Below are 11,954 nucleotides of genomic sequence, written 5' to 3'. Positions count from 1 at the left end.
TTACAAGGATGTCTGTATTGACTTTACCATTTGGACCGATCGATAATCAGACAGGTAAACAATCACAAGTACCGCATGAATAATCCATTCATAAACCCGGAATCAGGAGGTGTAATACATGGGCAAACCAACATTCAATCCAAACAACCGTAAGCGTAAAAAAGTACACGGTTTCCGTCAGCGTATGTCAACGAGCAATGGCCGTCGCGTTCTCGCCAGTCGTCGCCGTAAAGGAAGAAAGGTACTTTCTGCGTAAAACGGGCCGCTCATTCAGCGAGCCTTTCTGTTTTTTACAGGAAAGCATGTGCTCGCGAAATAAGCAGTCGTCAGAAACCAGATCAATATCATTCCTCATCAGCGAGTGAATGGTTTCGATCTGGTTTTCTTTTTTGTGAACAATCCGGATTCCACTTGGCGAATGCCTTTGGATTCTTTATACTGAATACTGACTGCGTCGCACGTAACTGCTCGGCCAGTCCTGGATGAGGTGCAATAACGGTTATGAAAAAGGAACATCGTCTACGAAAGAATGAGGATTTTCAGACGGTATTTAAACATGGCAAATCGGTGGCGAATCGTCAGTTTGTTGTCTATACGTTTGACCGAAACGATCAGGATCCGAGCCGTTTTGGGCTGTCGATCAGTAAAAAGATCGGAAATGCCGTAACGAGGAACCGGATCAAACGGCTTGTCAAGGAAGTGATCCGTCATCAGCTGGATCATCTCCCTTTAGGACAGGATGTCGTCATTATTGCCAGAAAACCCGTTGCCACGATGGATTTTCATGATGTGAACAAGTCCATTCATCATGTCTTTCGTGTCGCTGGCCTCATGAACCGAAACGTCCGGCAGTCTCGTTCGTAAACAAAGGCGGGGAAAGTATGTTTAAAAAAGCTGCAATCGGATTAATCAGGCTGTACCAGCGTTACATATCGAGGTATACACCGCCATCATGCCGGTTTTATCCGACATGCAGTCAATACGGTGCAGAATCCATTGAGCGGTTTGGCTTTTTGAAAGGCGGCTTGATGACCGTGATCCGAATCTTAAAGTGCAATCCGTTTCATCCCGGGGGCTTTGATCCGGTCCCAGAGAAGAAGTCTCGCAAGAAGGATCATCATGAGTAACGATGTCTGCGTTCAACCGCGTCTGATACCGGTTGACATGGATAAATAAATGGAATGGAAACAGGAGATAGGGGGACCAGTAACGTGTTTAAAAAATTGTCAGTCATTACCCTTCTGATCGGTCTGACACTGTTAATGACCGGTTGTTTTAACATCGATCAGCCCATCACAGATGCGGAAAGCGGGATTTGGGATCCGTTTTTCGTTTATCCGCTCTCATGGCTGATGACGACCATCGCTGAATTTTTAAATAACAGCTACGGCTTGGCCATCATCATTGTGACGATCATGCTCCGTATTTTGATCTTGCCTCTGATGATCAAACAGACGAAGAGTACGAAAGCCATGCAGGCGATCCAGCCGCAAATGAAAGAACTGCAGCAGAAATACAGTGCAAAAGACAAGAAAACGCAGGAAAAGCTCCAGCAGGAAACGATGGCGCTGTTCCAGGAGAACAAGGTGAATCCGTTGGCCGGGTGTTTGCCAATCTTCATTCAAATGCCAATCCTGATTGCCTTTTATCATGCGATTATCCGGACACCACAGATTAACCCGAATATTGATGAACGTTATGTGGGCATGTATGAACCGCAGCAGTTCCTGTGGTTTGAACTTGGAAGTGCCGATCCGTACTTTATTCTGCCGCTCGTTGCCGGTGCAACCACGTTTATTCAGCAGCGGATGATGATGGTGCAGGACAACCCGCAGATGAAAGTGCTGCTTTATGTGATGCCGATTATGATCATGGCATTTGCCGCATTCTTCCCGTCTGCTCTTGCTCTGTACTGGGTAATTGGTAACATCTTCATGATTGTTCAGACACAGTTTATTACCGGACCGAATGTGGGTAAGACTGAAGAACAGCAAAAAGAAGAAAACAAGAAGAAACCCCAGGGTTCCGGAGGTAAGAACAAGGCGAAATCAGGGGGAGCGAAGAAAAAGTGAAAAAAGTGACTGTATCAGGTAAAACCGTTGAAGAAGCTGTGCAAAATGGTCTTGACCGATTGGAAGTGACTGCGGAACAGGTGGATTACACGGTCCTCGAGGAACCCGAGAAAGGGTTTCTCGGGTTCCTTGGCAATAAGCCGGCACTGGTTGAAGTCCGTTTAAAGCCGGACCCGTTAAAAGAGGCGCTGGTGTTTCTCCGTGACACGATCGATAAAATGGGCATTACCGCAAGTGTGGAGGCAGAAGAGCGTAAAGAAGGCATGTATTTGACGATTTCGGGCGCAGAAATAGGCGTGTTGATCGGCAAACGCGGTCAAACGCTTGATTCTCTCCAGTATCTCGTTAATCTTGTCGCAAACAGACAGTCTGATAACTATATGAAGTTTTATCTGGATGCGGAAGGATACCGGGACCGTCGGCGTGAAGCCCTCGAAACGTTGGCAAAGCGTCTCAGTGAGAAAGCAGTCCGTACAGGCCGCGAAGTGAAGCTTGAACCGATGAATGCTCATGAACGTAAGATCATTCATACGGCTTTGCAGCATATTCATACAGTATCCACTTATTCTGAAGGCAGAGAACCGCATCGTCGGATCGTTGTCGTACCGAATGAATCCTGAATAAGAACAGCAGAAGAACTCTTGGCTGAATGATGGCCAGGGGTTCTTTTTTTTAGGCTTTATTATAGAAATGATTAACACGGATACATGCAACCTGGACCGTGCTGGGTGCCTTTCATATCATAATGGGCTGTGGATATCCATCCTGCGGACGGTTATCCACAGTTTACGATTATGACGGTCACTGATTTCAGCTATCCACATGTGGATGCTTTTCATAATGTGTGAACTGTGTTAATCTGTTTAATTGGTATCAGTTTCGATTGAACGATGACAGCTGTGGATAAGTGAAGCAGTGAACGAATCAAAGAGGAGGACTCTTTAATGGATATGGATACAATTTCCGCGATCTCAACCCCAATGGGAGAGGGAGCCATTGGTATTGTCAGAATCAGTGGTCCGAAAGCCGTTGAACTGGCGGATCGTTTATATAAAGGTGCCGTTCCTTTACAGGAAGTGGCGAGTCATACAATTAATTATGGTCATCTGATAAATCCGGAAGACGGACAGATTATTGAAGAAGTCATGGTGTCGGTTTTGCGGGCGCCGAAAACGTACACGAAAGAAGACATGATTGAAGTCAACTGTCACGGCGGATTGACGAGTGTGAATCGGGTCCTGCAGCTTATTTTGAATGAGGGGGCACGTCTGGCGGAACCTGGAGAATTCACAAAGCGCGCATTTTTGAATGGGCGGATTGATCTGTCCCAGGCTGAAGCGGTCATGGATCTGATTCAGGCGAAGACGGATCGTGCAATGAATGTGGCGATGAAACAGGTGGAAGGGAAATTATCAAATCGGATCCAGACCCTTCGGCAGGCGCTTTTAGAGACCGTTGCTTCTGTGGAAGTGAATATCGATTACCCTGAATATGATGCAGAAGAAGTGACCCTTGATTTGCTCAGGGAAAAGTCGACGTATGTCAAACAGGAAATTGACAGGCTGTTAACGACAGCCGAACAGGGGAAGATCTTGCGAGAAGGGCTTTCCACCGTTATAGTAGGAAGACCGAATGTGGGGAAATCGTCGCTCTTAAACAGCCTGGTGCATGAAAACAAAGCCATTGTGACGGAAATTCCGGGAACGACGCGGGATGTCATCGAAGAGTACGTGAATATTCGGGGAGTGCCGCTCAAGCTTCTCGATACGGCCGGCATTCGTGAAACGGAAGATGTGGTGGAACGGCTTGGTGTCGAGCGGTCCAGACAGGTCATGATAGATGCAGAGCTGATTCTCTTTGTTGTAAACTATAATGAACCGTTGACGGATTCGGACAGAGAACTGTTTGAGCTTGTCAAAGATCAGGATACCATTGTGATAGTGAACAAACGGGATCTTGACGGACAGATTGATATGAAGGAAGTCAACCAGTTGGCAGGTCAGCATCCAGTTGTCACCACTTCTTTATTGAAAGATGAGGGAGTAGACGAACTCGAGGAAGCCATTCGCGATCTGTTTTTCGAAGGAGATCTTGATTCCGGTGATTTATCCTACGTCTCAAATTCCAGACATATTGCTTTATTGAATCAGGCGAAACGATCCATTGATGAAGCACTGATGGCTGTGGAAACAGGGATGCCGGTTGATATGGTCCAGATTGATATTACAAAAGCCTGGGAGCTGCTTGGTGAAGTGATCGGTGACAGTGTCCATGAGAGCCTGATCGATCAGCTCTTCTCCCAGTTCTGTTTAGGGAAATAACAAGGAAACGTGAATGTTTGTGTTCAGCGTTGGATTGCAGGATGTCTGCAGGGATCACCAGTTCTCTTAGTGGATCTTGGCAGATGAACGTTAAAAGGAGGATTTTATTGTGAGTTATTTTGGAGGTAAATTTGATGTCATCGTCGTCGGTGCGGGACATGCAGGTGTTGAAGCAGGACTTGCTTCTGCACGAATGGGTGCGAACACGCTGATGCTGACATTGAACCTGGATGCTGTTGCGTTCATGCCGTGCAACCCGTCTGTAGGCGGACCGGCCAAAGGCATTGTTGTTCGTGAAATCGATGCCCTCGGCGGGGAAATGGCACGAAACATTGACAAGACGCATATCCAGATGCGGATGTTGAACACAGGAAAAGGCCCGGCTGTAAGGGCTCTTCGTGCGCAGGCAGATAAATTTATGTATCAACATGAAATGAAAAAAGTCATTGAAGATACGGATAACCTTCTGCTCAGGCAGGGAATGGTCGAAGAACTCATTGTGGAAGATGATCAGGTAAAAGGTGTGATTACGCAGACAGGAGCACGTTACGAAGCGGATTCTGTCATTATTACAACCGGTACGTATCTGAGAGGGAAAGTGATTATCGGTGAACTGTCGTATGAGAGTGGTCCGAATAACATGCAGCCTTCGGTGAATTTATCCCATCATATGAAAGAACTCGGTTTTGAGATGGTCCGTTTTAAGACGGGAACACCTCCGCGGGTTAATGGGCATTCCATTGATTACAGTCAGACGGAGATTCAGCCTGGAGATGAAGAACCTCGTGCTTTCTCATATGAGACGACAGCCTTTATAACAGATCAGTTGCCGTGCTGGCTGACTTATACGAGCCCGGAGACGCATGAACTGATCAATGCGAACTTGCATCGTTCTCCGATGTATTCGGGGATGATCGAAGGAACAGGTCCGCGGTACTGCCCGTCAATTGAAGACAAAATCGTCCGGTTTAACGACAAGCCTCGTCATCAGATTTTTCTTGAGCCGGAGGGACGAAATACTCAGGAAGTGTATGTGCAGGGGCTTTCGACAAGTCTTCCTGAGGATGTCCAGCATGAAATCCTGAAAACGGTACCCGGATTGGAGTCCGTTCGGATGATGAGACCCGGGTATGCGATTGAATATGATGCCATTGTACCGACACAGCTTTGGCCGAGTCTCGAAACGAAGCGGATCTCCGGGTTGTTTACAGCCGGACAAATCAATGGAACGAGCGGCTATGAAGAGGCTGCCGGACAGGGTCTGATGGCAGGGATTAATGCAGCGCTGAAGGTTCAGGAAAAAGAACCATTGATACTGGATCGTTCTGAAGCTTATATTGGCGTCCTGATTGATGACCTCGTTACGAAGGGGACGAATGAACCTTACCGTCTGTTGACGTCACGTGCTGAATTCCGCCTTTTGCTCCGTCATGACAATGCAGATCTTCGTCTGACGGAAAAAGGTTATGAGATTGGTCTGGTGAATCAGAATCGTTTCGAGGGCTTTGAACAGAAAAAAGCCGAGATTGCAAAAGAGATCAAACGCCTTCGAAAGGCCATTATCAAGGCGACCCCTGAAAACAATCAGGTGCTTGAGGATCTCGGAGCATCGCCGCTTAAAGAGGCGATGAGTGCGGATGTGCTGATTAAACGTCCGGAATTGTCATACAGCCTTGTTGATGCCCTGGTACCTGCAGAAACCGTTCTGACAGATGACGTTAAAGAACAGGTTGAGATTCAAATCAAGTATGAAGGATATATTGCCAAACAGCTTGAACAGGTGGAGCGTTCACTGAAGATGGAAAACAGAAAGATTCCTGAAGACATTGACTATCTCTCAATCAATGGTCTTGCCATTGAAGCAAGACAAAAACTCAATGAGGTCAGACCGATTTCTGTCGGCCAGGCGTCGAGAGTATCAGGAGTGAACCCATCGGATATTTCGGTCTTACTCGTGTATCTCGAACAGGGACGTTTGCAGGGGACGAATTCTTAAAGGCGGGGAGCTGCGATCATGACAGAACAGGAGTTTAAAGAAGCCTTACGAAAGAAAGGCATTGAACTGACGGATGAACAAATGCGTCAGTTCGATGCTTATTATCATTTGCTTGTCGATTGGAATACGAGAATGAACCTGACGGCCATTACGGATAAAGAGGATGTGTACTTGAAGCATTTTTATGATTCCATCACAGCCTGTGAATTTGTTGATTTTTCGAAAGCAACGTCCGTTGTGGATGTGGGGGCAGGTGCGGGTTTCCCTTCGATTCCCATAAAAATTGTGTTTCCTCATCTTGAGGTTACGATCATTGACTCATTAAACAAGCGCATTACGTTTCTTCATGCCTTATCAGATGCACTGTCACTTTCCGGTGTTCAGGCGATTCACAGTCGCGCAGAGGAAGCAGGGCGGATGTCAGAGTACCGTGACAGATTTGACTTGGCGATTTCAAGAGCGGTTGCCCGTATGCCTGTATTGACAGAACTGTGTATGCCGTTCGTGAAGTCAGGGGGAATTTTCCTTGCCATGAAAGGTTCGCAGGGAATGGAGGAACTTGCTGAATCCAAAAAAGCTATTCAGGCTCTTGGTGGCAAACTCAAACAATCATTTACTTTTGCATTACCTGGGGATGATGGGGATCGTGTGATGCTGCTGATCGATAAAATTAGCAATACGCCGAAGAAATATCCCAGAAAACCCGGGACACCAAATAAAGAACCGATATAACAGTGAGACCCGATTGTCCGTTGCATAAATGCTCGGGTCAGGAGGATAATGAATCAGGCAGATCAAATTTTTCATTATGTTCGGTAGATGAAATCGCTCAGTTGACGTATACTGTATTAGGGTAATGAAAGTGAAGGCGATAACCAGAATGTTTCACGTGAAACATTTAAGAGGTCAATGAACGTTTTGTGAAGGTGGTGCTCCCTTGAAACAATCATTTTCTAAATGGCTCGGTCTGGATGATCAACAACAAGATTCAGATGAAGAGAAGGTGGAAGATGCGCTGATTGATGAGCGAGAAGAAGTGGAACGGATTCAAGTCAATGATATCGTTCCAAATCCATTCCAACCGCGCACGGTGTTTAACGAAGATAAAATCGAAGAACTGGCAGAAACGCTTCATACACATGGCATGATTCAACCGATTATCGTCCGAAAGCGTGATGATCACTATGAAATCATCGCGGGAGAAAGGCGTTGGCGTGCCGTTCAAACACTGGGGTGGGAAACGGTACCGGCTGTTGTTAAAGAAATGAACGATACAAAAACAGCATCTGTAGCGTTAATAGAAAATCTTCAACGTGAAGAATTAACATCGATTGAAGAAGCAGCCGCTTATCAAAAACTGTTGGAACTGCACGGATTAACTCAGGAAAGCCTCGCCCAGCGACTCGGGAAGGGGCAGTCAACGGTTGCCAATAAACTGAGGCTCCTGCAACTCAGCGGTGAAGTGCAGGAAGCGTTGAAACAACGGAAAATAACCGAACGGCATGCGAGAGCGTTGTTATCGGTAAAAGAAGAAACGGCGCAGGTGAAAATTCTGGTTTCTGTGATCGAAAAAGAATGGAATGTGAAACAAACAGAAGAAGCCGTAAAAAAAGCGCTGCATAAGCCTGAAAAAAAGAAAAGACCAAAAGTGAAAAGTGTCTCGAAAGACACTCGCTTGGCGATGAATACCATTCGGCAATCGGTTGATATGGTTTCTCAAACCGGGTTATCCATTGATACGGACGAAGAAGAACACGACGATTATTATCAGTTTACGATTCGAATACCTAAAAAATGAATGATCAGCATCAAGGATGGGCCGTTCCTGAGCGTGGGAATGGCTTTTTATTCGATTTGTTTAATAAACAGAAATTGTTGTGTTCTTGAAATAGGAGATTGAATGAAATCATGGTAAACTGAAAACAGGTAACAGAGCGAACAATATAAAGACAGGCAGGTGAAACCAGTGGGAAGAGTAATCGCAATCGCAAACCAAAAAGGCGGTGTCGGAAAGACAACCACAGCCGTCAACCTGAGTGCAGGACTTGCTTATGAAGGAAAAAAAGTGCTCATCATTGATATTGATCCGCAGGGAAACACAACGAGTGGAATCGGGATCGAAAAAGGAGACGTCGATGAATGCATTTATAATATTCTTGTTGAGGATTCCGATGTGAAGGATATTATTTTACCTACAAATACGGAACATTTGTACATAGTGCCATCAACGATTCAGCTTGCAGGGGCTGAGATTGAACTCGTACCTACGATTTCCAGAGAGGTGCGTCTGAAAAATGCGATTGAGTCGATACGTGATGAGTATGATTTCATTATCATTGACTGTCCACCGTCTCTTGGATTGTTGACGCTGAATTCCCTGACAGCGGCTAATAGCGTACTTATTCCTGTTCAATGTGAGTACTATGCCCTTGAAGGTTTGAGTCAGCTTTTGAATACGGTCCGACTTGTTCAAAAGCATCTCAATCATGATCTGGAGATCGAAGGCGTACTTTTGACAATGTTTGATGCCCGAACGAATCTCGGAATTCAGGTAATTGAAGAGGTGAAGAAATATTTTCATGAAAAAGTCTTTTCAACGATTATACCAAGGAATGTTCGCTTAAGTGAGGCACCAAGTCATGGGGAATCCATCATTTCTTATGACGCCCGATCCCGAGGTGCTGAGGTGTATATTGATCTCGCAAAGGAAGTGATTGCACATGGGTAAAGGACTGGGTAAAGGAATTGGCGCATTTTTCCCCGACTCGGAGCGATATGAGGAGTCTGATTCTCAGGGCGCTCAGAACATCAAGATCAAAGACTTGCGTCCCAATCCGTATCAGCCGCGAAAGCATTTTGACGATGAGGCTATCGATGAGTTGAGACAATCGATCGAGCAGCATGGAATCCTCCAGCCTCTTGTTGTTCGCAAGAGTATAAAAGGTTATGAAATCGTTGTAGGTGAGCGGCGTTATCGGGCTGCAAAAGCTGCTAAACTCGATTCAGTCCCCGCTATTGTCCGCGAACTGACGGACGATGAAATGATGGAACTGGCTCTGATTGAGAACTTGCAAAGAGAAGATCTCAATCCGCTTGAAGAAGCAAAAGCTTATAAAAAATTAATGGAGCATTTATCTTTAACCCAGGATCAGCTATCCGTTAAACTGGGGAAAAGCAGACCTCATATCGCCAATTATTTACGACTGTTGCAAGCCCCGCAAATCGTTCAACAATATTTGCAGGAAGAAAAAATTTCAACCGGACATGCCAGAGCATTACTCGGTTTGAAAGAAGACAAGAAACTGTCACCGCTTCTGCAAAAAACTATCAAAGAACAATGGAGCGTGAGACATCTAGAATCTGTGATTCACGACATGAACGAAAATGTTTCACGTGAAACATCCAAAGGGAAACCCGCCCTGGATGTGTATCTTAAAGATCGGGAAGCATTCCTGAAATCGTATTTCGGTACAAACGTGACGATCAAACCGGGAAAGAAAAAGAGTAAAATTGAAATTGATTTTTTTGACGACGATGATTTACAACGTATTCTTCGACTGATGTCTGCTGAAGAAGCAGAAGAGGAGATTTAAGGGCGAGAGGGTAAACTCCTCCGCTCTTTTCTTCGAGACAATGATCTCAGGGACATACAGAATCTGAATGACAGGCAGGTGTATACCATGATCTATTTTGATCATGCAGCGTCGAGTTTTCCAAAACCTGAATCCGTCGTCACCGCGGTAACGAAAGCTCTTACGGACTACGGTGCGAATCCTGGAAGGGGTGGCCACGGGCTATCAAGACAAGCGGGTGAAGTCATCGATCAGGCACGAACAGCTTTACGGGATATGTTTGATGCGCCTTCCAAAGAACGGGTCGTTTTCTCCATGAATGCCACACAGGGATTAAATCAAATCCTTCAGGGGTTCTTGTTTGAAAAGGGGGATCATTTGATCATGACGGTGTTTGAACATAATTCCGTCAGCAGACCCGTAGAGAAACTGAAAAAAGAGAAGGGCGTTGATGTGTCGGTCATCGCACCGAAAGAAGGCGAGAATTGGCGGGACCTGATCGAAGAAGCAATGAATGAGAGGACCAGACTCGTGATGGTGACCCACGGATCGAATGTAACCGGTGAAATTCTTCCGATCCGGGAAATTGGGGAATTACTTAGGGACAGTGACGCTGCGTTTGCAGTGGATGCGTCTCAAACAGCCGGTATCCTTCCGATTTCCATGAAAGAGGATCATATTGACTTCCTCGCATTCCCGGGGCATAAAGGACTTTTGGGACCTCAGGGAACAGGCGTGATGATTGCAGGGGATGGTATGAAGCTGACCCCTCTTATCCTGGGAGGCACAGGAACAGAATCGGAACTGAAAAGTCAACCGGAAGAATGGCCACATGCGATGGAGAGTGGCACGATGAATACACCGGGCATCGCCGGACTGTTAAAAGGGATTGAAGCCGTGGATGAACAGGGCTATGAACGAATTTCGAGTCATGAAGAAGGTTTGGCGAAATATTTGGTATCTGAACTGAAAGAAGTACCGGGTCTTGAAGCTGTTGAACCATTGAATGGCTATAAGCGACTTGGCGTTGTATCGATCAAAACTTCACCGTTAAACAGTCATGAACTCGCCATGATTCTTGATGACCATTACAATATTGCTGTAAGAGCTGGCTTGCACTGTTCACCGCTCGTGCATGAATATTTGAATACATCAGAACACGGTCTTCTGAGAGTCAGTTTTGGTTTATATAATACAATGGAAGAAATCGATGACTTTATTAGAGCACTGCAAGAAATAATGGAGCACATGCTGGAATAGGGGACGCATATGGTGTTATTCGGTACGATCGTCAACGGGCTGGCCATCGTGATGGGGGCCTGGCTCGGAGTCAAAATAAAAGGATTTTCTGCATCCATGCAGGAAACGGTTATGAAGGCCATTGGCCTGGCCGTCATTGTGCTCGGTTTCACGATGGCCCTTGAAGGTCAACAGTTTCTGATCGTGATCCTGAGCCTCGCAATCGGAGCGGTCATTGGCGAACGTTTTCAACTTGAAGGAAAGTTAAATCATGTGGGAGCAATGATGGAAAACCGCATGAAGAAATATGGAGGAGACGGCCGATTTGCCGAAGGCTTTGTTGCCGCAACACTGCTTTTTGTCGTTGGCGCCATGGCAATCATTGGAGCTCTCGACAGTGGATTCAGACAGGATCATTCGGTATTACTTACAAAATCGATGCTAGATGGCTTTTCGTCGATTGTCTTTGCAGCGGCTATGGGCATCGGTGTCATGTTTTCAGCGATACCTGTCGTTCTTTATCAGGGCAGCATTGCTTTAATGGCGACGTGGATTATACAGATTATTCCGGAGGCGCTTTTGGACGCGATGATTGCGGAAATCACTGCGGTAGGCGGGATCATGATCATGGCGATCGGATTAAACCTCTTGGGAATTGAAAAGATCAGGGTTGCCAATCTCCTTCCGGGCATTGTGATTGCTGTTCTGTTTGTGATGATGATTGAATGGTGGCCTCTTTAGATAAGAATTCAGG

General features: G+C 46.0%; 13 protein-coding genes. All 13 read left to right on the top strand.

What is annotated here, in order from left to right; genetic code table 11:
* The first annotated feature begins 118 nt into the window (after positions 1-118).
* The 13 genes from rpmH to BSEL_RS16775 all read left to right on the top strand — a co-directional run bounded on the left by rpmH (position 119) and on the right by BSEL_RS16775 (position 11,941).
* Positions 119-256: a 50S ribosomal protein L34 gene (gene rpmH / locus BSEL_RS17655; protein ID WP_013174212.1), complete on the top strand. Its 138-nt coding sequence runs from the start codon at positions 119-121 to the stop codon at positions 254-256.
* A 245-nt stretch (positions 257-501) separates the two neighbouring features.
* A complete protein-coding gene (gene rnpA, locus BSEL_RS16830) occupies positions 502-864 on the top strand; it encodes a ribonuclease P protein component (RefSeq protein WP_013174211.1) in 363 nt (120 codons plus the stop codon).
* Positions 865-881: 17 nt separating this feature from the next.
* Complete coding sequence (gene yidD / locus BSEL_RS16825; RefSeq protein WP_013174210.1) at positions 882-1,127, top strand: membrane protein insertion efficiency factor YidD; 246 nt, start codon at positions 882-884, stop codon at positions 1,125-1,127.
* A gap of 84 nt (positions 1,128-1,211) precedes the next feature.
* Positions 1,212-2,072, top strand: a complete 861-nt coding sequence (gene spoIIIJ, locus BSEL_RS16820; RefSeq protein ID WP_049773700.1) for a YidC family membrane integrase SpoIIIJ — start codon at positions 1,212-1,214, stop codon at positions 2,070-2,072.
* On the top strand, positions 2,069-2,692 hold the full coding sequence (gene jag / locus BSEL_RS16815; protein ID WP_013174208.1) for an RNA-binding cell elongation regulator Jag/EloR: 624 nt from the start codon (positions 2,069-2,071) through the stop codon (positions 2,690-2,692). Before spoIIIJ ends, jag begins: the two co-directional genes overlap by 4 nt.
* Positions 2,693-3,016: 324 nt before the next feature.
* Positions 3,017-4,393 (top strand): tRNA uridine-5-carboxymethylaminomethyl(34) synthesis GTPase MnmE, encoded by a 1,377-nt coding sequence (gene mnmE, locus BSEL_RS16810; protein WP_013174207.1) that lies wholly within the window; start codon positions 3,017-3,019, stop codon positions 4,391-4,393.
* A gap of 109 nt (positions 4,394-4,502) precedes the next feature.
* Positions 4,503-6,389: a tRNA uridine-5-carboxymethylaminomethyl(34) synthesis enzyme MnmG gene (gene mnmG / locus BSEL_RS16805; RefSeq protein WP_013174206.1), complete on the top strand. Its 1,887-nt coding sequence runs from the start codon at positions 4,503-4,505 to the stop codon at positions 6,387-6,389.
* An 18-nt stretch (positions 6,390-6,407) separates the two neighbouring features.
* Positions 6,408-7,121, top strand: a complete 714-nt coding sequence (gene rsmG / locus BSEL_RS16800) for a 16S rRNA (guanine(527)-N(7))-methyltransferase RsmG (protein WP_013174205.1) — start codon at positions 6,408-6,410, stop codon at positions 7,119-7,121.
* Between the two features lie 205 nt (positions 7,122-7,326).
* On the top strand, positions 7,327-8,187 hold the full coding sequence (gene noc, locus BSEL_RS16795; protein ID WP_013174204.1) for a nucleoid occlusion protein: 861 nt from the start codon (positions 7,327-7,329) through the stop codon (positions 8,185-8,187).
* Positions 8,188-8,355: 168 nt separating this feature from the next.
* On the top strand, positions 8,356-9,117 hold the full coding sequence (locus tag BSEL_RS16790) for a ParA family protein (RefSeq protein WP_013174203.1): 762 nt from the start codon (positions 8,356-8,358) through the stop codon (positions 9,115-9,117).
* Positions 9,110-9,982, top strand: a complete 873-nt coding sequence (locus tag BSEL_RS16785; protein WP_013174202.1) for a ParB/RepB/Spo0J family partition protein — start codon at positions 9,110-9,112, stop codon at positions 9,980-9,982. The genes BSEL_RS16790 and BSEL_RS16785 overlap by 8 nt, the downstream gene beginning before the upstream one ends.
* 87 nt (positions 9,983-10,069) lie before the next feature.
* Positions 10,070-11,221 carry an aminotransferase class V-fold PLP-dependent enzyme gene (locus BSEL_RS16780; protein WP_013174201.1) on the top strand — a complete coding sequence of 384 codons (1,152 nt, stop codon included), beginning with the start codon at positions 10,070-10,072 and terminating at the stop codon, positions 11,219-11,221.
* A gap of 9 nt (positions 11,222-11,230) precedes the next feature.
* Entirely contained in the window at positions 11,231-11,941 is a 711-nt protein-coding gene (locus BSEL_RS16775; RefSeq protein ID WP_013174200.1) for a DUF554 domain-containing protein, read from the top strand.
* Positions 11,942-11,954: the final 13 nt, after the last annotated feature.

This window comes from [Bacillus] selenitireducens MLS10, assembly GCF_000093085.1.
Classification (GTDB): Bacteria; Bacillota; Bacilli; order Bacillales; family Salisediminibacteriaceae; genus Salisediminibacterium; species Salisediminibacterium selenitireducens.
Note: the sequence above shows the minus strand (reverse complement) of the source record. Positions and strands in the feature narration are given on the sequence as shown.